Raw genomic sequence first — 21865 nt, 5'->3', positions numbered from 1 at the left:
GGGTGGTATCACTACAGGTCTAATCCGGCTGGAAACAGCACCAGCCAGTCCCCCTGAACATCAGACAACAGCCGGAACTCTCTGGCCATTATGGTATTAAATTTTACACAGGAGATTTTATGTCAGACCCTATTCTTCGCCATGCCGTCCGTTTTGCCCTGACAGGGGCCACAGTCTGCAGCTTTATGCTGCTGGCTGAACAACCCCGCCCTTTGCAGGACCCGCCTTTATTAGAAATAAAAAGAGCAATCCTGCCGCTGTTGACCAAAGCTCAACAACAAGCCGGAGCACCACAACCAGATGAAGCAAGCCTGGACTGGAACGTTATGCTCACTCGCAGTCAGTTGTGGAACCCCACTACCAGTAGTTGGGATCAAGTGAATTTACGCAGCTATCAAGGCAGTAAGGTTGATCCCAAAGCACCTTTTGTGGCTCCTACTCTTCGGGTTTTTCCGGGAGAAACCATCAGAGCCACTTTACACAACAAACTGGATCCGGATCCCAGTTGCATCAGTCACAGTCAGGGCGTGAATGATCCCCACTGCTTTAATGGCACCAATATGCATACCCATGGCTTGTGGATTAATCCGGCGGGTAACAGCGATAACGTGCTGATTTCTATCAATCCCGGAGTGTCTTTTCAATACGAATACAATATTCCGGCAGACCATCCGGCTGGCACTTTCTGGTATCACCCGCATCGTCATGGATCTACTGCTATTCAGGTGGCAAGTGGTATGGCTGGCGCATTAATTATTCAGGGCACTCGTCAGCCCACCAAAAGCCGCACTGGCGACATCGATCTGCTGTTAACCAGTTCCGCCAACCAAAGCTTTAAAGAACGCACTATGGTGTTTCAGCAAATTCAATATGGCTGTTACACCAAAACACCAGGGCAAAAACCAGTGCTGAAAACAGATGCCAATGGCGCTTATATTTGCGATCCGGGTGATGTAGGTGAAATACTGAATTACGATGGTTTTGGCCCGGGCGGCTGGAGTAAATCAGGCCGTTACACCAGTATTAATGGTGCAGTTCAGCCCTTTTTTGCGGATGCCAAAGCGGGCCAGATTGAACGCTGGCGTATGGTGCATGCCGGTGTACGCGACAGTATCAATTTAAAAGTAGTGAAATTAACAGGCTCACCATTACAAGGCCAGGTGTCTGCTGCTGATGAGCAAAAATTACTGCAAAAATCCTGTACTGGTGCCCTGGTACCCCAACATCAAATCGCTGCAGATGGTTTAACACTGGCCGAAATTGACTCCACTGAAGTGACTGTGCTTCAACCTGGTTATCGCTGGGACACTTTGATGATGTTTCCTGAAGGCGGCCAATACTGCGTGATTGACGATGCAGCAGCAGCTTCAGCCAATGTGGATCAAACGCCTTCACAGCCGCAATTGTTGGGCATAGTGCAGGTAGAAGCAGTTTCAGGACCAGTCACTTCAACTATTGGTCAGCAACTCATTCAAAGCGCAAAAATTAATATCAGCCCGGATATGCAAAGTGCTGTGATTACCGACTTGCAGGCGGGCCTGAAGCTGAGTAATTTTGTGCCACATCAGGATCTGCCTGAAACAGAAAATAAGCAGTTGCTGGAGTTTAATATCGATACCAACACAGATCCTATCCGCTTCGAAATCAATGGCGAGCCTTATCAGCCTGGCCGTATTGACCGGGAGTTGATTTTAGGCAACATCGACGAGTGGATCTTAACGTCCAAACTGGCCAGCCATCCGTTTCATATTCACGTCAACCCGTTTCAGGTGGTCGCAGTGCTGGATCCGAATGGCAAAGATGTCAGCGCAGAGGATGCAGTGGATGATTTTGACACCAGCAAAAAATTCCCCGATCCACAATACAGAGGCATGAAAGGAAAATGGAAAGACACACTATGGATTAAAAATGCCATGGGGAAATCTTATAAAGTGATAGTCCGGACTAAGTATCAGCGTTATATAGGTGACTTTGTGTTGCATTGTCATATTCTGGATCATGAAGATCAGGGCATGATGCAAAATGTGCGGATCAGTTTGCCGGACGGCAGTGGTGGCGCCAGTAAGGGCCATCATTAAAAACCGGAACGCGGTGTAATCAGCTTACACCGCGTTTTTCCTGCGTTCAGTCGCTTTTACCTTTAAAGTTAAATACCAGCCTTCATTTCATTAACAAAAAGTAATCTTACTGAAACAAACAACAGCTCTAATGTCGCGGCAGATTTCTAATTCAACCGACATCGGAGTCAAAATGCAGAACAAAAACTTCCAGATTGATAATTCGGGTATAGATCCACAAACTAACTTTTCCGATAACCCTGATTTTCAGTCCGTACTGGCCTCACGCCGCAGTTTCTTAAAAGGCTCTTTAGGTGCAGCCATAGCCACCATTATGGGCACAGCTTTAGTCGGCTGCAGCAGTGATACCGCTGAACCAGTCACAGGCCCTGTTGGCATAAAACCAGAACCTGCGCCTGTGTTATTAGGTTTCGCTGCTATCGCAGCGAATCGCCTGGATGATATTACAGTGCCAACAGGCTACACAGCCCGCGCTTTTTTACCTATGGGCACACCAGTCTCGGGGAGTTACCCAGCTTATCTGGCTGACGGCAGCAACACAGGTGCCGATATGGAACAGCAAGTGGGCGCTCACCACGATGGTATGCATTTTTTCCCTTTAGATGCGCGCAGTAGCAACCAAAACAGCAACGAAGGTGTACTGGTATTTAACCATGAATATTTAGATGCCAATGTATTACACCCTATAGGTCCAACAGGTTTGCCCCGCCCTGCTGATGAAGTTCGTAAAGAAGTAGCAGCCCATGGTGTGACTGTGGCTCATATCAAAAAAGATGCACAAGGCCAGTTCCAACTGGTGCAAGGCAGCCCGCTAAACCGCCGTATCACAGGCGCAACGCCTATGGATATCACAGGACCTGTGCGTGGCGATGCCAAAGTGGTGACTAAATACAGCCAGGACGGCACCCGCACTCGCGGTACTTTAAATAACTGTGGTAATGGTTTTACCCCCTGGGGCACTTATTTAACCTGCGAAGAAAACTGGGCTGGTTATTTTATGAATGCCGATGCGACCCAACCTCGTGAACACAGACGTTATGGCGTAGGCAGCAGAAATGGTCGTTATTACTGGGAAACTGCTGACTCAGATGCCGATCAGTACCAGCGCTTTAATGCAACCAGTCTGCGAGCCGACGCCACTGAAGATTACCGTAACGAGCCCAATACTTTTGGCTGGATAGTAGAAATTGACCCATTTAATCCGGACAGCGTGCCACAAAAACGCACAGCTTTAGGTCGTTTTGGCCACGAAGGCGTCATTTTTGGCCCTGTGGTGGAAGGTCAGCCTATCACAGTCTATTCAGGTGACGACTCTACTTTTGAATACATCTACAAATATGTCTCCAAAGCGTCGTACTTTAAAGCCACGGCTGGCGGTCATTTATTGAATGACGGTACTTTGTATGTGGCTAAATTTAACGCCGACGGCTCAGGCGAATGGCTGGCTTTGGATATCAATAACGAAACTCTGATGAGCAAAGCCGCTGCTGCTGGTGTCAGCTTCGACAGTCAGGCCGACATTTTGTTAAACACTCGTCTGGCTGCTGATATTGCCGGTGCAACGAAAATGGACAGACCTGAATGGGGGGCAGTGCATCCAACGACGGGTGAAGTCTATTTTACCCTGACCAACAACACAGCCCGTAAGCCAGAGCAGGTCGATGCCGTGAACCCACGCGCCAATAACGCCACTGGCCATATTGTGCGCTGGAAAGAAAATGCAGCAACTTCAGGCTTAAGTTTTAACTGGGATATTTTTCTGCTGGCAGGCGATGTTGGCACAACCACTCCAGGTACTGAGCTAACACTGACAGCTGATAATCATATGGCAAGCCCGGATGGCTTATGTTTCAGCGCCAATGGTTTGCTGTGGATCCAAACTGATATGAGCGGTTCTCAGCAAGGTACAGGCCCTTTTGGTAACAACCAGATGCTGGTGGCTGACCCTGTCACTCGTAGCATCAAACGTTTTCTGGTCGGCCCTGTTGATTGTGAAGTCACAGGTTTAGCCTTTACACCAGATTTAAAAACCATGTTTGTGAATATTCAACATCCTGGCGATCGCTCCACGCCAAACCAGTTTACCAGCAACTGGCCGGCGAACGACGGCAGCAGCAGACCACGTTCAGCGACTGTGATTGTCACCAAAGATGATGGTGGCGTAATAGGTTCTTAATCCGCTTTAAACACACAAAGCCGGTGTAAAAACCGGCTTTTTTATGCGCTTCAGGGGGACTTGCGGACTTAAGGTGTTTCAACAATAAAACTGGTTAGTTTTCGCACCAGCGGTAAAATCAGCAACAACACCGGATAAGCCACCACCCAGGATAAAGCCCAGGCTGCTAACCAGATGTTCGGCTCAAAGCCGCCCAAGCCGGTACTTTTTAAGGTGCTGATCAAAGACACAATGCAGCTCATAATAATGGATAAAATCAGCGGCATTACATAAGCCATAGAGCGGGCAGGTAGTTTCTTAAATACAGGTTTTGACATCATCAGGGCCAGACAACTAAAGAAGCCGTTATGATAAAGACTCACTTTATCTTTCCCCAACCCTAAACTATGAATTTGCGACTAAAACATAAAAACACAAGGCAGTTTCGGTCGTTTTAATTTTATCGCGGCTCTATTCGCAATAGGCTTCAGCGCATCCGGCAAAGCAAGCTGCATAAAACTGTTATGACGACTGCAATTCTGCCTGCTACAGTTTTTCTGTGTCTGTGAACTTTGTCATACTGATCCTGTTCACGCCTCTGATGAACCAGCCCTCACCAACCACAACTGGAGTATCTTTATGTTTAAAGCTGTATTGAACATCTTCGCTCTGGTGCTGCTATCAGGTTGTGGCGGTGGCTCATCAGACAATACAACCCCCACTATCTCTCCTCCAACAGGTAACAGAGTCGTATGGGAAGTAACAGCAGGCAATAGCTGGCAAAGCAGTACAGCCGAAGCAGAACACTTTAACAGAACCACTTTGAACCAGGCGTTTCAGGACGGGCAAAACTTAGCCTCTCTGTATGCCATGGTTGTAGTACGTAATGGTTTATTAGTCGGAGAAGCCTACTACCATGGCAAAACTGGCTCCGATTTATTACAAACCCGTTCTGTCACCAAAACTGTGATGATGTTGTTGATTGGTAAAGCCATCTCACAAGGCCATATTCAAAGTGTCGAACAACCTATCACTGATTTTCTGAGTGACGACTATGCGACTTTATTGACTGACAAAGCGGATATCCGGATCCGGCATTTATTAACTATGACGTCAGGCATTAGCTGGGATGAAAGCACCACTGCTGGTTATAACAACTGGGTACTGTCGGCAGATCCGACTCGTTATGTACTGCAACGAACGATGAGTAGCGTGGCTGGCACCAGTTTTAACTACAACTCAGCAGCAGTACATTTATTGTCAGTGATCTTGCAAAAAGCGACAGCGATGTCGACTTCTGATTATGCACAACAGGAGTTATTCGACCCATTGGGGATCTCCAACGTGGGCTGGGAATTACTTGAGGACGGATACATAAACGGCGGAGCAGGTTTAACCATCAGAGCGCGGGACCTGGCTAAAATTGGTTTATTGTTGCAGCAACAAGGACGCTGGCAACAGCAGCAGCTTATTCCTGCTAACTGGTTACAACTGGCAGCCAGCCCACACAGCACAGCGAGGAACCAACTCAGCAACCTGAACCTGACAAACTACGGTTATTTATGGTGGTTGGGCAACATCTCAGGACAACAGGCACAACTGGCCTGGGGTTTTGGTGGGCAGTTTATTTTGACTCTGCCGGAGAAAAACCTGACGCTGGTGCTATTACAAAACCATAGTTCAGGCACCAGCACTCAACAGCAGCAACAAGGTATGCAGTTGCTGCAACAAGTTCTGACATCAGCCTTATAGAGCGTAACTTAACTTTGGCGCGTCAAAATTTTCCGGCTCGTCGCTGTAGATACAGACATTCCAGTCCTGAGCTAAGCCTGTTTCCGCAAGACACCAGGTCTGGAAAAAGTCTTTAATTTCATTCCGCTGACAATGGGCTTCAAAACTTTGGATATCAGTCCAGATTTCATTAAAGACAATTGGAAAACTTTTTCCTTCGGCAAAAGGGCTTGAAATATGACGGGTCACTCTGTATTGCAGACAACCATCTTCACGCAAGGTATTGGCCTCTAAACCTTGCAGCACTTTAAAAAGTTCAGCTTCTTTGCCTGGTTTTGGTAAAAATTGAGCGATGCAATACACTTTTTTAGACATTAGTTTTCCTTCGATTCGGTACTAACAGGCCAGCTTTGCAACTGGCGGGTTGATTCAAACTGATGATCCAGACCTGTTGCCGGATCAACAAAACTTAAGCGTTTTGCCAATAATTGCAGTGGTTCGGCAAAATCCGTCTGCTGCTTTGGCAGCAACTCCGGGTAATATTTATCAAATAAAATAGGGCAACCCACAGACAGCATATGCAACCTTAGCTGGTGGGTTTTTCCTGTATGGGGGCACAGTTCAAATAATCCAAGTTCAGCGTGTTTCTCCACCAGAGTCAGGCTGGAAAACGCATTCACGTCTCCTTCCACTGGTTGCATTAAAAAAGCCGGAGTTGATTTTTCCAGCCGGTTTTTCACCTGCCAACTTTGTGGTAATTCGAGTGGCTGAAGCTCTTCAGATAACCGGGCCACCGCCTGATAACTTTTACGGATATGCCCTTGTGCAAACAGCTGATAATACAAAGGCCTGCTTTGGCTATTGACAGAAAACAGCACCAAACCAGCAGTTTCTTTATCCAGCCTGTGTACTGCCACCACATCGTGCAACCCCGTATCGCGCTTCACTCTCTCCAGCAGGCATTCATTGACGAATTCACCACCAGGCGTCACAGGTAAAAAATGCGGTTTGCAGGCGACAATAATATGCTCATCCTGATACAAAATCTGATGGGCAAAAGGAATCACAGGCTCAGCCACAACCTCACGGTAATAACAGACTCTGCGGCTGGGTAAAAAGGCAGTGTTTGCACTGATGACTTCGCCACCAAACCAACAAACTTTGCCATCAGCCACCCGTTGTTGCCAGATAGCAGCGTCAATACGATGGAATTTTTCAATCAGAAAATTCAGCACTGTACCCCAGCCCAAATCTTTGGGTGGCAAGGTAATTTCAGATGGCTTTGTTGCTTTGCTCATATACCCTCACGTCAGAGGGCCAGAGTTAAGACAATTCGGCGCTTTGAGTCAACCTGTTTTAGCTTTTTGTGCCGAATAAACCAGGCAACATAAGCTTTAACCTATTGTCTTTTGCAATCGAATGATGTGCCAAAGCACTCAAAACATCTATAGCAATAAAAATCTAGCCAGCTTTACCGACAACTTCATGCAGCGCACTCAAACAACACTAAACAACACAAGCCCTGCCAACCCCAGCACCAGCATGGCTGCGGAGATACGCAGCGCCAGATGTTGAGCGCCAGCCACCCACACCATGGCTGTTTTCACCAAAGAATTACTTAAGATGGCGATGCCAATAGCAGTAGCGGCCAGTTGAACAGACTCACTACGACTGGCATAATCGGCAAGAGATAAACTAATAGCATCCACATCGGTTAAACCCGCCAGAGCGGCCAGCCAATACAAGCCCTGACCTGGCGCATAATGCTCCGCCAGTTTGACCAGCAACAATACCAACGCAAATAACAAAGCAAACTGGATAGCCGACCATAAACTAAAAGGGTTTTTCACAGGCACAACAGTAGCAACAGAGGCTGATTGCAGTCTGTGACTGGCCAGAAAAAAAGCCATTGCCAATACTGCGGTGACTAAAACCAATCCCACTAAAGGCCATAACAGTTGCTGCATTAAAGGCACAGATATAGCAGTCACAATCAGTATCACCCGACCAAACATCACCAGCCAGGACACTAAAATGCCAGCTGCCAGCCGGTTAGCTGCTCCACTGTCATTTTCGGTTTGACTGCTCCGGGCAAAACTTAAGGTCATAGCTGTGGATGACACCAGCCCACCAGTCAGAGCTGTGATCATGGTGCCTTTGACTGAACCTAAAGAACGTACTGCTATGTAACCCACTAAAGACAAAGCAGAGATTAAAATCACCAGTAACCAGAGTTTATAAGGGTTGAGCACCTGCCAGGGGTCTATTGCTTCATTCGGCAACAAGGGCAATACAATAAAGCTGGCAATCAGCAATTTCAGGCCTGCATACAGATCATCAGCACCAATTTTGCTGATCAAGCCATGCAAAGGCTCCCGAAATGCCAGAATAGCGGAAGTGAAAATAGCCAGAGATACAGCTATTTCAGCAAAACCAAAAATGACAGCGCCACCCAATAAACAGACGGTAATAGCGGACAACTCGCTGGTTAATCCCAAAGCCGCAGCTTTGGCTTTATTCTCCAGATAATAAGCACAGAGTACTGTCACAGAGACAGCCGACAAAGCCGCGATAAACAACCAAGGTGTTTGTAAAAACACAGACAACCAGGCACTGACAGCCCCCAACTGAGCAAATAAAATGTAAGTACGGACTCCGGCAAAAGAACCGGGGTGATTGTTGTTTTTATGCTTTTCCCGTTCAATGCCAACCAAGGCACCAATAAGCAGCGCAATCAAAAAGTTCTGCGCCAGCGTGAGGTCAAATCCAGCCATCATTCATATTCTTAGGTATTTGATCCCAGCATAGCTGAATTTTTGTGTTGTTCGTTGATCTGTCACAACCCTAAGCCTGTTTGCAGCACTTCACCGCAAAAAATAAAGCCTTGGGCGGTAAAACCTGACCAAATACAGCACACCACTTGAATCCGCAACCCAAAGCACCCATTGCTGCATTAGTTCCATACCAAACGGTATTGAATGCAGATAATTAAAGCCTTGCGGAGTACTGATGATCCCTTTTTCTATTTTAGATTTAGCCCCTGTTTCTTCGGGCAGCACTATTAGCGACAGCTTTGCCAATAGCAAAGCCTTAGCGCAACTGGCAGACACTTTGGGTTACAAGCGGTATTGGCTGGCTGAACATCACAATATGCCGGGCATCGCCAGTGCTGCGACGTCTTTGTTGATCAGCCACTTAGCTGCCGCGACTTCACGCATTCGCTTAGGGGCTGGTGGCATTATGCTGCCCAATCATTCACCTTTAGTCATTGCAGAACAGTTTGGCACTTTGGCTACTTTGTATCCGGACCGCATCGATTTAGGTGTAGGCCGGGCACCAGGCAGCGATCAGCAAACCGCCCGGGCATTGCGGCGTAACCGCATGGAAACAGAAGATCAATTCCCAACTGATATCCTCGAACTGCAGCAGTATTTTGGCCCGGTAAAAGCAGATCAACTGGTGCAGGCGGTGCCAGGGCAAAACCTGCAAGTGCCTTTATGGATTTTAGGTTCGAGTTTATACGGAGCTCAACTGGCCGCTCATTTGGGTTTACCTTTTGCTTTTGCCTCCCATTTTGCTCCGGCCATGATGTTTCAGGCTGCCGCTTTATACCGCAAAGAATTTAAAGCTTCGGCTCAACTGGATAAACCTTATCTGATGCTGGCGCTGAATCTATTTGCCGCAGAAACTACAGCAGAAGCCCGGTATCTGTTTACCTCACCACAACAGCAGTTTGTGAACTTAGTAAGAGGTGTGCCGGGTTTATTACCAGCGCCAGTCGACGATATGAACCAGATCTGGCAAGCGCATGAAAAAGCTTATGTTGAAAAAGCTCTGGCCTGTTCAGTGATAGGCAATCCGGCTGAAGTGAAAAAAGGTTTGCTGGATTTTATTGAACAAACCCGTCCCGACGAGCTGATGCTCACCAGCATGATGCACGACCCCAAAGCACGGCAAACCAGTTTTCGGATTGCGGCTGAGCTTATTGCTGATTAATCCTTTTTATAACCTTTTTCTACATTTTTCAGATCGCTTAGTCTTTTACCTATTTAAGGGGCTGCAGCTGTTTTTCGTACAAAAAACTATACGTGCTACCGCTTACATTTAATTACAATTGAAAACAAAATTTAATAATCCAGTTGATTTTATCTACAAAAAAATGGCATTTAGGAGATGCTGATATACAGCACGAATGCGACAAGACTCCATATAACTGCGACCAAAGCACAATAGATGCTCAACCGCAGTGGAGAACATAATAAAAAAACAACGGGAACAACTAAATGAAAATCAATAAGTTAAATCCACTTGCAGTAGCAACTTTATTAGCCTTAGGTTGTGGAAGTGCAGCTGCAGCAGATCGAGTGATCATTCAGGTCGACAATGCTAACAAAGGTATTATCACTGCGTTAACAAAGCAGCTGGGTGGTGAAGTAAAAGTAGATGCGGATGGATTTATCGCAGCTCAATTTCATGGCAGATCAGTGGACGATATCAAAGGTATTTTAAAGAATCCTCATATCAAACTGATTGAAGAAGACTTAGTTCGTAAACCTATGGCGCTGTTTAACGACGACGCTGGTAATCCAATGCAGCAACAAATCACGCCTTATGCTGTGTACCAGTCTCAGGCCAACCAGGTGCAATTTAACCCTGGTGCAGGCATGAAAGTTTGTGTGATTGACTCAGGTTTAGATCAGTCTAACCCGGACTTTAACTGGGGTAGTATCACAGGTGACAACGACTCAGGCACTGGCAACTGGAATGTCAACGGTGGCCCACACGGCACTCACGTTGCAGGAACTATAGGTGCAGCTGACAACGGCATTGGTGTAATAGGTATGGCACCTGGTGTAGCCATGCATATCATCAAAGTATTTAACGCGTCAGGCTGGGGTTACTCTTCTGATCTGGCTTTTGCAGCACAAAAATGTAAAAACGCTGGTTCAAATATTATCAGCATGAGCTTAGGTGGTGGTGGTTCGAACACCACTGAATCCAACGCCTTTAAAACCTTTACTGATGGCGGTGGTTTGGTTTTAGCTGCAGCTGGTAACGACGGCAATAACGTACGGTCGTACCCAGCAGGTTATCCGTCAGTGATGATGATCGGCGCTAACGACAATAACAACAACATTGCTGACTTCTCTCAATTCCCAAGCTGTACCCTGAATGGTCAAACTAATGAAACTTTCTGTGTGGAAGCCACAGCTGGTGGTGTTGATACTTTATCAACTTACCCTGCCGATATGGCAACCAGCGCTACCTTAAGCGCCAACGGTACAGCCTATGCAACTTCTGCAATGGAAAACCCGGGCTCTGCCAGCGCAGCCACTTTTTTCATGGGAACAGCTCAGAGTGTGAATTCAGGTGCAGCCGGTAAAATCTGTATGATTGACCGTGGTGTGATCTCTTTCCACGATAAAGTAAAAAACTGTCAAAACTCAGGTGGTGTAGGTGCTGTACTGATCAACAACACAGCGGGCATGTTGTACGGTACTTTAGGTGAAGGTTCGGCCAACACCACATCTATCCCAGCAGTAGGTGCCGCTTTTGAAGACAGAACGGCACTACTGGCAGCTACTACCGCTTCTATCCACATTGGCACCAGCGATTACGGCCTGATGAGCGGTACTTCAATGGCAACTCCGGCTGTAGCTGGTGTCGCAGCTCTGGTGTGGTCAAATCACCCAAGCTGTACCGGTACTCAGATCCGTAATGCGTTAAAAGCGACTGCAAAAGACGCTGGCGCTACAGGTAAAGACGTATACTTTGGTTACGGTATTGTTCAGGCTGCTGCAGCGCATCAGTATCTGACAACCAATGGTTGTGCTGGTGGTGGTACTCCAACTCCGGGTATCAGCCTGAGTTTAAACTCAGTAAAAGTCAAAGGTAAGAGCTATGTTGATCTGACCTGGGCAAGCGCTACTACCAGTTCAGTAGACCTGTACCGCAACAATGTTAAAGTATTGACCACAGCGAACGACGGCGCACACCGCGACGGCCCGTTAAACCGTGGTAGCTACAGCTATAAAGTTTGTGAAGCTGCAAGCACAACGAAGTGCAGTGCCAGCACTTCTATTAATCTTTAAATCACTGGATTGGGGCTGAGTCAAAACTCAGCCCCTTTTTCAGAACTTAGCTCCTATGCTGAGTTTTTGATGTAAATCGCGACTGTCGGCAGAAATCACCAAATCTTGCAGCAAAACCACGTCAATTTTTGACCAGTCAAAATCCACAGAAAATGACAAACGAATACGTTCCGTCAGGTAATAACTCAGGCCAGCACTCAAATTCACATCCTGTTTAAATTGGATAAAACTCACGGGTTGATTCACTGGCTTTAAATAACTGCCTTCGTTAAAAAGCTCAAAACTGCTGCCAGGCCATAAATAACGCAGGTCCCATTCCAGCTGAATATGACGAAAATCCAGACTTTGCCTGTCCCCAATAAAAAGCTCGAGGCCAGCGGTTTCTTTAAAATAAGTACGCTTAACACCAGCCAGAGCTATCAGCTCTACCCTAAGCTCAGCCGTGTCGTAAAAGCTGTAACCCAAGCCTGAGCTTAAATCGATATTTTTGTATTCTGAGGTAATAAAATTCTGAGCATAATCCAGTTTATTACGCCAAAACAGCTGAGGTTGAAAAAAATAGTCGGCGCCGGGATTCAACAGGTATTTGTGGGTTTTCTTCAGCGAATTGCTGGTTTCGTAATCGTACTTTCCATCAAAGGTCAGTCGCAAATTATCATCTCGTTGCTCAAATGCGGTTTTAAACCCCAAGTTATCCGTGCTGTTGCTACTGCGCTTTTTGCCCGCAGTTAAATCTACACTGGACTGCCTGACTGGCTGGTTTTTTACCACTGGAGTTTCTGAGGGGACAGCAACAGGCTTCACGTCAACGGCAGTCAGTGTTGGCTGTTCGATACGGTCAATCTGAGTTGTGAGCAATTGTACTTGTCCTGAATAAGGCAAGTTCAGAAATACAATCTTTTTGTCCTGCTGGGTGATAGTGCCAGTTAATCTGTCACCATTTTTCATCCAGATCACAGCAGCCTGCCCTGTGGACGCTTCACTGCATACACACCACAACAAAACCACAAAAAGCAGCGTTTTCACCACAGCTATCTTCCTTGTGAAGACCAAAGCAAACTTGAATGCTGTGAGTTTAACAGCAGTGGATTTGTCTATGCAGCTGCCTCCAGCAAAAAGAGACAAAGAAAAAGGAACACAAGGCTCCTTTTCAATCAGTTTGCGAACACTGGTTATTGCGGTAAGACAACAGCATCAATCACATGAATAACACCATTACTGGTTTCAATGTCAGTGCTAATAACTTTAGCGCCGTTCACATAAACCACAGCCTCTTTGACTGCAATTTTCAAATCCTGGCCTTGTACTGTGGTTGCTGAGGTTAACTTCACCACATCAGCAGCCAGCACTTTGCCTGCCACCACATGATAGGTCAGCACATTAGCCAATGCGGCTTTGTCTTTAAGCAAGGCCTCTAAATCTGCTGCCGGCACTTTGGCAAAAGCGGCGTCGTTTGGCGCAAACACAGTAAAAGGGCCAGTACCTTTTAAGGTATCAACCAAATCCGCAGCTTTGACTGCAGTCACCAGTGTATTGAAACTGCCTGCAGCAACTGCAGTATCGACAATATCAGCCCTGGCTGAAGCATAAGTTGCAGCAGAAACGACTAAAGCTGCTGAAAGAACGGTTACATTCAATAATGAGCGAAATTTCATTCTGATTTCCTTTTAGTTGAACATAAAACCCGCAGTAACAAACGACACAGATGTTCAAAAGGATCAGAAGTATATTTCTCTATTTTTTAAAAACTTAAGCTGACAAACGCCGTAATACGTTTTAAAAACCAGACAGTTTATTTAAGCCCCTGCTTTTTGGTTCAGCTTTTGTCTTTTTGTGTTTGCGTAAGTTGCCAGCAGCGTGACTCATGCCGTGTTACAGCACCGAAGTCAATTGAAAATCCATTCGTTTCCAGCGCAGCTAAAGCTTCATCCTCATCATCTGTTGGATGAAAAACTTCAAAGGTATTTTCAGCATTTAAACTTTTTAAGGTTTGCTCAATTTGCCAGCGACCTATGACATCAGCAGGCCAAAGCACATATTCCAGAGTCAAACCTCGTTTTAAATCCTGTTGCAGCAAATGCACCATCAACTGCTGACTCTGGGCTGCAGTAACAGACCAATGGCGTAAATCCACAATACGGGCCCACGGCTTGCCTTGCATAGTTTGGCAAAACTGCTCCAAAGCTTCGGCATAGCGGGCCGTCAGATAGTCTTCGTGAATACCTTTAAAACACACATAAAGCGCATTTTTGCTGCACCTGAGTTCCAGTGATGACAAAAAACCATTCATAAAAAGTCCTGATTAATCCGCTCTCTCTGAGCATAGCAGCAGACAAATGTACCGACTGGAACAAAATAAAGATTGCATATCGAAAGCTCACGATATACAGTTCGCAACATCGCGATATAAGCATATGGATTAAACGATGAGCTCTGCAGAACTCGACGAGATGATCAAAGCCCTGTCCCACCCTGTGCGGCGGGACATTTTAAACTGGCTGAAACAACCTGAAGTCTATTTTGCTGATCAAGAGCACCCGCTGAGTTTTGGGGTCTGCGCCGGTAAAATTGACCAGAAAACAGGCTTGTCTCAATCCACAGTCTCAGCCCATCTGGCTACTTTGCAACGAGCTGGTTTTATCAGCAGCAAAAAAGTAGGCCAATGGAATTTTTTCTCGCGTAATGAAGAGGTTATTCAACAATTTCTGACGCGGTTAACTGATCAACTTTAAGGAATTACAGATGCCAACTTTATTTGATGCAATCACTGTAGGTGATTTAACTTTGAAAAACCGTATTGTGATGGCGCCTTTAACCCGCTGTCGCGCCGACGAAGGCCGGGTGCCCAATGCCATGATGGCTGAGTATTACGCTCAGCGCAGCGGCGCAGGTTTAATTTTATCCGAAGCCACATCAGTCACACCTATGGGTGTGGGTTACCCTGATACACCAGGCATTTGGTCTGATGCCCAAGTGCAAGGCTGGAAACTGATCACTGACGCGGTACACAAAGCGGGTAGCCGTATTTTCCTGCAGCTGTGGCATGTAGGCCGTATATCCGATCCATCGTATTTAAATGGTGCACAACCTGTAGCGCCAAGTGCTGTGCGACCGGCCGGCCATGTCAGTCTGGTACGTCCGCTGAAAGATTATGACGAACCACGGGCTTTAACTCTGGCTGAAATTAAAGATGTAGTACAAGCCTATCGTCAGGGCGCTATCAACGCCAAAGCTGCTGGTTTTGATGGTGTACATATACATGGTGCTAATGGTTATTTACTCGACCAGTTTTTACAGGACAGCACCAACCTGCGTAACGATGAGTATGGTGGTTCGTTAGAAAACCGTGCCCGCTTGATGCTGGAAGTAACAGATGCTTGTATTGACGTCTGGGGCAAAGACAGAGTCGCCATGCATTTAGCCCCCCGGATGGATGCTCACGATATGGGTGATTCCAATCGCACCGCCACTTTTGGTTATGTCGCCACTGAACTGGGTAAAAGAGGTATAGCTTTTATCTCTACCCGCGAACATGCAGCTGACGACAGCATCACGCCGCTGATCAAACAACTCTTTGGTGGAGCTGTGATTGCCAATGAAAAATTCAGCAAAGCAGAAGCGAATCAGTGGCTGGCCGAAGGTAAAGCCGACGCAGTAGCCTTTGGTATTCCTTTTATTGCCAACCCGGATTTACCACAACGCTTAGAGCTGGATGCCCCGTTAAACGAGCCACGCAAAGAGCTGTTTTACGGTAAAGGCCCTGCAGGCTATACCGATTATCCAACCTTGGCCTAATTTGATACGCCCAGATCACGACAATATCCAACATTAAGCGGGAGATAAGCCTGCCTGACAGGCTGAGCAGGCTTATCCTTTTCTTAATTAAAACTGAGTTTTACCGACTGAATATCAACCCATTTCGACTGACCTTTGGTCAAATCTCCAGAGGCGTCTGTCATTAAATGCTGTGGGTAGTTATTTGGTATAGCCATGCCCTGCTCGGGAAAAATATCCTGATGCTCAGCGCTGGACCAATTCCATGGCCCATCAGCGAATCCTTCCAGAATTTCAGGTTCAGGCGAAGGATAATTCAGGTAAGTGCTGACAAATATTGGAGTATCCGCTGCTATATGCATCAAAGATGCATGCTGCCTCGTGTCAGCAGTAAATCTCAGCATAGAACCTTGAAGCTCCACACCTAAGGTTAAAGATTCCAATGAGCTGCTTGTAACAAGAACACGGGTACTGCCATTTTCCGGGACATAATTCCAGACACTGGCTTTTATATCACTTAAAGGGAGTTGTATGTTTTCTGCACCACCAGATTTAAAGTGATGCAACATCAGTTGCACATCCCCTGCATCCAGCTTTGAGTTCTTATTGGTATCAAAGCTAATGCCATAAGAGTATTCGACATAGCCACTGGATTGCGCACTGCGGTTTATCGTGACATAAGGAGGCAGAGTATCCAGAGTAATATCAGCTGTGATTGTCTGGATCCCGTGAACGTTGGGGCAGCCTGGTGATGGCAAAAAATAGTCAATTGCTGGTAAGTCCAGGCTCTCTTTGCCTTCTTTAACCCGCAGCACCCCATTAATGAGTTCAAAAGAAGAGGTAGAAACCTCACCTGTTGCCACATCTTTTGCGGTCAATGATGAGCTGCTACTGGCCGTTACATTGAAAAAATCTGCTTCATAACAACTGCGGGTTTCGTCATATATATAGGTTGTCACACTGGTTGAGGAAATCATAACAACAGCCAGTCCATCAATACCCCAACTGCCGTGGTATTCAGCCAGCAGCGGTTTGCTTTGTCCCTGCCCTTGACCTGGCGCAGGATCTGCGTCGGAGCCTCCGCCGCATCCGCTTAAAGATAAAACAGCTAAACCTAATACTAAGCGCTTCATTTACAACTCCTTTTGCATTTAATTATGCTTCTTTTAGCATGTCTTATTCTGTTACACCAGAGCCGGAAACTTTCTTTTTTCTGCTCGTTTTCACAAAGCCCCAATAACAAGACAAGTAGCAATCAGCACATGAGAAAAAAGCTATCAGCAAGGTGTGGCACTACCTTGCCCATCGTGGCATAGATCAGTATGCTACCGCGATTTTTTAACTGTGCAGTTTTACTGCTTAGCTGGCAAAAGCTGAAAACCGCAAGGCTAATGCCGCCGTATACTAAGCCGTGAACTAAGGCCTGTCCTGAGATACCTCAAATAGTAGTGGAGTGATAAGTGCTGACTGATATGTTGTTATTTACAGCCCGACTGGGTTTGTTGCTGCTGTTGTTGATCAATCTGATTTACGTGTTTTTCCCCGGTGCAGAGATCACAAAAGAGAAAAGAACAGAACAATTGATTGAGCATTGCATTTTGGCCATTAGTGGCCTTGTTGGCCTGGCCGTATTGCAATTTGTCTGAACTTTTAGCTGGCACAGCAAAATAGTAAAACCAATGCCTGCTATGCAGGCTTTGTTGTTATGACTGTTTATTAGTCAGCTAGTTAACCAGCCTTTACCGGGTTCACATGCTGTATAGGCGGCTGTACTGCTAAATCGCCAGAGTTCCCCACAGCACCCCCATCAGTCTCCTGATCAAAATCAGTGCAGAAATACAGCTGTAACCTGCGTCATTTAAGCTTCTGAGTCGTAAAGTCAGAGTGTAAGACACAAGGCTGAAACCAAGTCCGGCTAAGTTTGCTAAACGCGGACATAAAATTCATAGATACAGCTGATTTTTTTTCGGGCAAATCGGAATAATTTCCTGTATATTACCGCACTATTTTCAAACCCTAGTTTATAGAGATTACTATGTCAGCAGATTTATCCTTATACAGAAACATTGGTATCTTCGCCCACGTTGATGCCGGCAAAACCACTACTACCGAGCGTATCCTGAAACTGACCGGTAAAATCCATAAGATAGGTGAAGTTCACGAAGGTGAATCAACCACAGACTTCATGGTACAAGAAGCTGAGCGTGGTATTACTATCCAGTCAGCAGCTGTAACCTGTTTCTGGAAAGGTCACCGCTTCAACGTAATAGATACACCAGGCCACGTTGACTTCACAGTTGAAGTATACCGTTCTCTGAAAGTATTAGATGGTGGTATCGGTGTATTCTGTGGTTCTGGTGGTGTTGAACCTCAGTCAGAAACCAACTGGCGTTATGCCAACGACGCGAAAGTATCTCGTCTGATTTTCGTAAACAAGTTAGACCGTATCGGTGCTGACTTCATCCGCGTGACAGAACAAGTTAAAAACGTACTGGGCGCTCAGCCACTGATCATGACTTTACCAATAGGCCGCGAAGACACTTTCACCGGTGTGGTTGACCTGCTGACTGAAAAAGCTTACGTATGGGATGATTCTGGCAAGCCAGAAAACTACGAAGTATTGGATATCCCAGCGGATATGGCAGATGATGTTGCTATGTACCGTGAGCAGTTAGTTGAATCTGCTGTTGAGCAAGATGACGACCTGTTAATGGCTTACATGGAAGGCGAACAGCCGACTATCGAACAGCTCAAAGCTTGTATCCGTAAAGGTACCCGTGAATTGGCATTCTTCCCAACTTACTGTGGTTCAGCCTTTAAAAACAAAGGTATGCAATTACTGTTAGATGCTGTTGTTGATTACTTACCATCTCCAACTGAAGTAAACCCACAGCCACTGACTGACGAAGAAGGTGCTCCAAATGGCCAATACGCTATCGTATCTGCTGACGAGCCATTCCGCGCCTTAGCATTCAAAATCATGGACGACCGTTTCGGCGCCCTGACCTTTATCCGGATTTACTCTGGTGTTCTGAACAAGGGTGATACCTTACTGAACTCTTTCACAGGTAAAACCGAGCGTATCGGCCGTATGGTTGAGATGAACGCGAACGACCGTACTGACCTGACCACTGCTCAGGCCGGTGACATCATCGCTTTAGTGGGTCTGAAGAACAACACGCAAACTGGTCACACCCTGTGTGATCCAAAACACGAATGTACTTTAGAACCTATGATTTTCCCAGAGCCGGTAATCTCTATCTCTGTAACACCAAAAGACAAAGGTTCTGTTGAGAAAATGAGTATCGCCATCGGTAAGATGGTGTCAGAAGATCCAACTTTCCGCGTAGAGACTGATGTTGATTCAGGCGAAACCATTCTGAAAGGTATGGGTGAACTGCACTTAGATATCAAAGTAGACATCTTAAAACGTACTTACGGTGTTGAATTAGTTGTAGGTCAGCCACAGGTTGCTTACCGCGAAACTATCACTCGTGAAATTGAAGATAGCTACACGCACAAGAAACAATCTGGTGGTTCAGGTCAATACGGTAAAATCGATTACCGCATTCGTCCGGGCGCACAGGCTTCAGGCTTCAAGTTCATCTCTTCTACTGTTGGTGGTAGCGTTCCAAAAGAATTCATGCCAGCCATCGAGAAAGGTTTTGCTTCAATGATGAGCACTGGTACTTTAGCAGGCTTCCCGGTATTAGACGTTGAAGTTGAAGTATTCGACGGTGCTTTCCACGCAGTTGACTCTTCAGCCATCGCGTTCGAAATCGCAGCTAAAGGTGCATTCCGTCAGTCTATTCCTAAAGCTGGCGCGCAACTGCTTGAGCCAATAATGAAAGTTGACGTCTTCACTCCTGAAGATCACGTAGGTGATGTAATAGGTGACTTAAACCGTCGTCGTGGCATGATCTCTGGTCAGGAAGCTGGCGTAACTGGCGTACGTATCAAAGGTGACGTACCACTGTCTGAGATGTTCGGTTACATCTCTACACTGCGTACTATGACTTCTGGTCGTGGTCAGTTCTCTATGGAATTCTCTCACTACGCTCCATGTCCACAAAACGTGGCTGATGCTGTAATTGCAAAAGAGAAAGAAAAGAAAGCTGCCGCTGCTAAGAACTAATTAGCCGCTAAAGCAACAAAAAGCCCCGCTGGTGAAAACCGCGGGGCTTTTTTTACATCTTTGTAAAAAATCCCTCCGGGACCAGCTAAAGCTGTCCTTCCTGGATGCTGGGTTTTACCAATGAAAGCTGATAAGCCACCCGTAGCTGCTGCATCAAGGTTAGTGCATCAAAATCTTCCTGGCTGCTGAATAAGTGAAGCTGCTGCCAGAACTCTGCTGAAACATAAGCTTTGAGCACAGTCAGATAAGTGGCAGCTTGTGCGGTTTGCCCTGCTTGCACCTGGGCATTAAATAACGACCATAATCTGAAGAAGGTCATCTCTGGATCCACCTGCCGCAGCTGCTGATCGATGGCATGGTTTAACAACAAACCACAGCTGTAATGTAGCTGAGTATTGGCTGCCGCCGCTTTGGTATAATGCCGCTGGTTTTCTAGTCCTGCCACACAATGTTGCCCGGCATCCGTCAGTTTTTGCTGCAACATCTGCTTATTCTGCTGCACTTCTGTTGTTGCCAGACCAGAGAGATACTCTGCTGCACCTTCATGTACCCAGGCATCCTGACTAGGTTCAATAGCGCTGGCTTCTCGCTGATACAAATGCGCCACTTCATGGGCAAAAAACCAGAAGACGGCATCTGGTTGCAGTTTTTCTATTGCCTTGTCCCCATACCAATGCATAAAAATTTGGCCTGGTAAAGTGCCGCCCTGATGACCATAACTGCCATCTGCTGTTGTGCTGAAAGAAGCAAAAAGTGCAGGTCTGAAGTTCAGAGCGCCCATCTGTGAGGTGAAATAAGCCATCAATTGCGGTAACTGGCTGTTGATTTGCTGCTGCAATATTAAGGGCAACTCAGAGTCAATCAGGCTGATAAAATCAGGCCCGGCTAAAGGGCTTGCTTTGCCCAGATACAGCTTTGAACCACTGTCCCGCTCCTGCCAGGTTACTTCATTTTGATACAGCTTGCCGCCAACAATAATATTCTCACCAACAGGCGCTTTTAGCGTCAAAGTCCAGCTATTCAATTCTGGCTGGCAGTGCTCTGCACAAGCAAAAAAGCGTCCCGAGTGCAGCAGCATGCCCCCATCTGAAAAAGGAGAAAAAGCAGCATATTCTTTAGGTAAAGGGGTATAAACCGCAGGAAGGTCAAAACTAACTTCGCGAAAAGGCTGACCATCAAGCCTGACCACAGCTTCTACACCGTCCTGGTAACTAATTTTATATAGTTCTGACTGTGCGACCCAGTGTTTTGCCCTTGAGCCATCAGGATTGCGTTTGAACACCATACGCTGCACTGGTGAAGCTGTGCTGTAGGTCACCTGCCATTGCCCTTGCGCTTTCTTTTCAATCAGGCTTGATACCTGACTAGCTGCCAGAGCTGATGTGTAAAGAGCAATAGCTATAAAAACGCTGGGCTTAACCATATGGATCTTACCGCTTTCAGTCAGAATCAATGAGTTTATTGCACCACAATTGGAAAACCATCTGCAAAACAAAAACCTTAAATCAGCGGATTAAACTGTAAGGTTTTGTGACGTTAATTGTTGGCTACAGCAATAAGCAAGCTGTGACTTGTTTGTGCCGGACTTTTAAGTCCGTACTGAAAAGCTGAGTGGGCAGTCAATATGCCTCAGCATCTGGTTCACTATCACTGGCAGGGTAAAACTTGTGGTGTTAGCTAATGTTGCAGTGATTAAAATATCGCAGTGGCTCAGATCCATGCCCTGACGAACATAAAACATGGTAATGGTTTCGATGTTTTCAGGTGTCAGTCTGATCAAAGCACTATAGTTGCGTGGCTTTGTAGAGTATGTAAAATTTTCTGTGTAAGTGGCTGTTTATCATAGTGATACACGATCACCGTACATGATGATGAACTGATTCATCGCCGGTTTCCAGTC

At 46.3% G+C, this 21865-nt stretch carries 18 protein-coding genes; 9 read left to right on the top strand and 9 right to left on the bottom strand.

The genetic code is table 11. The features are described from left to right. Positions 1 to 119: 119 nt before the first annotated feature. Entirely contained in the window at positions 120 to 2078 is a 1959-nt protein-coding gene (locus tag J2W69_RS17480; RefSeq protein WP_310280883.1) for a multicopper oxidase family protein, read from the top strand. 172 nt (positions 2079 to 2250) lie between these two features. Beyond that, complete coding sequence (locus J2W69_RS17475) at positions 2251 to 4254, top strand: PhoX family protein (RefSeq protein ID WP_310280881.1); 2004 nt, start codon at positions 2251 to 2253, stop codon at positions 4252 to 4254. A gap of 68 nt (positions 4255 to 4322) precedes the next feature. Here J2W69_RS17475 and J2W69_RS17470 read toward each other — a convergent pair whose 3' ends face one another. Continuing rightward, a complete protein-coding gene (locus J2W69_RS17470) occupies positions 4323 to 4616 on the bottom strand; it encodes a DUF2798 domain-containing protein (protein ID WP_310280879.1) in 294 nt (97 codons plus the stop codon). 256 nt (positions 4617 to 4872) lie between these two features. Here J2W69_RS17470 and J2W69_RS17465 point away from each other — a divergent pair, with 256 nt between their 5' ends. After that, a complete protein-coding gene (locus J2W69_RS17465) occupies positions 4873 to 5985 on the top strand; it encodes a serine hydrolase domain-containing protein (RefSeq protein WP_310280877.1) in 1113 nt (370 codons plus the stop codon). Here J2W69_RS17465 and J2W69_RS17460 read toward each other — a convergent pair. From J2W69_RS17460 to J2W69_RS17450, 3 genes are all read right to left on the bottom strand, one after another. After that, positions 5980 to 6339, bottom strand: coding sequence for a putative quinol monooxygenase (locus tag J2W69_RS17460; RefSeq protein ID WP_310280875.1), 360 nt, complete (start codon positions 6337 to 6339; stop codon positions 5980 to 5982). The two genes, J2W69_RS17465 and J2W69_RS17460, sit on opposite strands and share 6 nt — an antisense overlap. Continuing rightward, positions 6339 to 7262, bottom strand: a complete 924-nt coding sequence (locus tag J2W69_RS17455) for a pseudouridine synthase (protein WP_310280873.1) — start codon at positions 7260 to 7262, stop codon at positions 6339 to 6341. Before J2W69_RS17455 ends, J2W69_RS17460 begins: the two co-directional genes overlap by 1 nt. A 198-nt stretch (positions 7263 to 7460) precedes the next feature. Next, a complete protein-coding gene (locus J2W69_RS17450) occupies positions 7461 to 8741 on the bottom strand; it encodes an MgtC/SapB family protein (RefSeq protein WP_310280871.1) in 1281 nt (426 codons plus the stop codon). A 232-nt stretch (positions 8742 to 8973) separates the two neighbouring features. Between J2W69_RS17450 and J2W69_RS17445 the strand changes: the two genes are divergently transcribed. Together J2W69_RS17445 and J2W69_RS17440 are read left to right on the top strand one after the other, a co-directional pair. Beyond that, positions 8974 to 9960 (top strand): LLM class flavin-dependent oxidoreductase, encoded by a 987-nt coding sequence (locus tag J2W69_RS17445; protein ID WP_310280869.1) that lies wholly within the window; start codon positions 8974 to 8976, stop codon positions 9958 to 9960. 287 nt (positions 9961 to 10247) lie between these two features. Further along, positions 10248 to 12056, top strand: coding sequence for a S8 family serine peptidase (locus J2W69_RS17440; protein ID WP_310280867.1), 1809 nt, complete (start codon positions 10248 to 10250; stop codon positions 12054 to 12056). A 39-nt stretch (positions 12057 to 12095) separates the two neighbouring features. Here J2W69_RS17440 and J2W69_RS17435 read toward each other — a convergent pair whose 3' ends face one another. The 3 genes from J2W69_RS17435 to J2W69_RS17425 form a co-directional block, all read right to left on the bottom strand. Beyond that, on the bottom strand, positions 12096 to 13085 hold the full coding sequence (locus J2W69_RS17435) for a DUF481 domain-containing protein (protein ID WP_310280864.1): 990 nt from the start codon (positions 13083 to 13085) through the stop codon (positions 12096 to 12098). A gap of 143 nt (positions 13086 to 13228) precedes the next feature. After that, the gene (locus tag J2W69_RS17430; protein ID WP_310280862.1) at positions 13229 to 13711 is read right to left on the bottom strand and encodes a fasciclin domain-containing protein; all 483 of its coding nucleotides are present in this window, start codon (positions 13709 to 13711) and stop codon (positions 13229 to 13231) included. Between the two features lie 161 nt (positions 13712 to 13872). Further along, the gene (locus J2W69_RS17425; RefSeq protein ID WP_310280860.1) at positions 13873 to 14346 is read right to left on the bottom strand and encodes a hypothetical protein; all 474 of its coding nucleotides are present in this window, start codon (positions 14344 to 14346) and stop codon (positions 13873 to 13875) included. Positions 14347 to 14482: 136 nt separating this feature from the next. Between J2W69_RS17425 and J2W69_RS17420 the strand changes: the two genes are divergently transcribed. Beyond that, positions 14483 to 14788, top strand: a complete 306-nt coding sequence (locus J2W69_RS17420) for an ArsR/SmtB family transcription factor (RefSeq protein WP_310280858.1) — start codon at positions 14483 to 14485, stop codon at positions 14786 to 14788. 10 nt (positions 14789 to 14798) lie between these two features. After that, on the top strand, positions 14799 to 15851 hold the full coding sequence (locus J2W69_RS17415; protein ID WP_310280856.1) for an alkene reductase: 1053 nt from the start codon (positions 14799 to 14801) through the stop codon (positions 15849 to 15851). 83 nt (positions 15852 to 15934) lie between these two features. Here J2W69_RS17415 and J2W69_RS17410 read toward each other — a convergent pair whose 3' ends face one another. Further along, positions 15935 to 16963 (bottom strand): hypothetical protein, encoded by a 1029-nt coding sequence (locus J2W69_RS17410; protein ID WP_310280854.1) that lies wholly within the window; start codon positions 16961 to 16963, stop codon positions 15935 to 15937. A 327-nt stretch (positions 16964 to 17290) separates the two neighbouring features. On the opposite strand from J2W69_RS17410, the gene J2W69_RS17405 reads away from it, so the two are divergent. Then, entirely contained in the window at positions 17291 to 17476 is a 186-nt protein-coding gene (locus J2W69_RS17405) for a hypothetical protein (protein WP_310280851.1), read from the top strand. Between the two features lie 389 nt (positions 17477 to 17865). Then, positions 17866 to 19965, top strand: coding sequence for an elongation factor G (gene fusA / locus J2W69_RS17400; RefSeq protein WP_310280849.1), 2100 nt, complete (start codon positions 17866 to 17868; stop codon positions 19963 to 19965). A gap of 85 nt (positions 19966 to 20050) precedes the next feature. Here the strand turns inward: fusA and J2W69_RS17395 are convergent, their stop codons facing one another. Next, positions 20051 to 21388, bottom strand: a complete 1338-nt coding sequence (locus tag J2W69_RS17395) for a hypothetical protein (protein ID WP_310280847.1) — start codon at positions 21386 to 21388, stop codon at positions 20051 to 20053. Positions 21389 to 21865 lie beyond the last annotated feature (477 nt).

Origin of the sequence: Rheinheimera soli (assembly GCF_031457405.1) — a bacterium.
Classification (GTDB): domain Bacteria; phylum Pseudomonadota; class Gammaproteobacteria; order Enterobacterales; family Alteromonadaceae; genus Pararheinheimera; species Pararheinheimera soli_A.
This window is presented reverse-complemented; position numbering and strand designations above follow the sequence as displayed.

Excerpts from the sequence above, each read along its gene's own strand:
- J2W69_RS17480 (WP_310280883.1), top strand. The coding sequence starts at position 120 with ATGTCAGACCCTATTCTTCGCCATGCCGTCCGTTTTGCCCTGACAGGG.
- J2W69_RS17475 (WP_310280881.1), top strand. The coding sequence starts at position 2,251 with ATGCAGAACAAAAACTTCCAGATTGATAATTCGGGTATAGATCCACAA.
- J2W69_RS17465 (WP_310280877.1), top strand. The coding sequence starts at position 4,873 with ATGTTTAAAGCTGTATTGAACATCTTCGCTCTGGTGCTGCTATCAGGT.
- J2W69_RS17460 (WP_310280875.1), bottom strand. The coding sequence starts at position 6,339 with ATGTCTAAAAAAGTGTATTGCATCGCTCAATTTTTACCAAAACCAGGC.
- J2W69_RS17455 (WP_310280873.1), bottom strand. The coding sequence starts at position 7,262 with ATGAGCAAAGCAACAAAGCCATCTGAAATTACCTTGCCACCCAAAGAT.
- J2W69_RS17450 (WP_310280871.1), bottom strand. The coding sequence starts at position 8,741 with ATGATGGCTGGATTTGACCTCACGCTGGCGCAGAACTTTTTGATTGCG.
- J2W69_RS17445 (WP_310280869.1), top strand. The coding sequence starts at position 8,974 with ATGATCCCTTTTTCTATTTTAGATTTAGCCCCTGTTTCTTCGGGCAGC.
- J2W69_RS17440 (WP_310280867.1), top strand. The coding sequence starts at position 10,248 with ATGAAAATCAATAAGTTAAATCCACTTGCAGTAGCAACTTTATTAGCC.
- J2W69_RS17430 (WP_310280862.1), bottom strand. The coding sequence starts at position 13,711 with ATGAAATTTCGCTCATTATTGAATGTAACCGTTCTTTCAGCAGCTTTA.
- J2W69_RS17425 (WP_310280860.1), bottom strand. The coding sequence starts at position 14,346 with ATGAATGGTTTTTTGTCATCACTGGAACTCAGGTGCAGCAAAAATGCG.
- J2W69_RS17420 (WP_310280858.1), top strand. The coding sequence starts at position 14,483 with ATGAGCTCTGCAGAACTCGACGAGATGATCAAAGCCCTGTCCCACCCT.
- J2W69_RS17415 (WP_310280856.1), top strand. The coding sequence starts at position 14,799 with ATGCCAACTTTATTTGATGCAATCACTGTAGGTGATTTAACTTTGAAA.
- J2W69_RS17410 (WP_310280854.1), bottom strand. The coding sequence starts at position 16,963 with ATGAAGCGCTTAGTATTAGGTTTAGCTGTTTTATCTTTAAGCGGATGC.
- fusA (WP_310280849.1), top strand. The coding sequence starts at position 17,866 with ATGTCAGCAGATTTATCCTTATACAGAAACATTGGTATCTTCGCCCAC.
- J2W69_RS17395 (WP_310280847.1), bottom strand. The coding sequence starts at position 21,388 with ATGGTTAAGCCCAGCGTTTTTATAGCTATTGCTCTTTACACATCAGCT.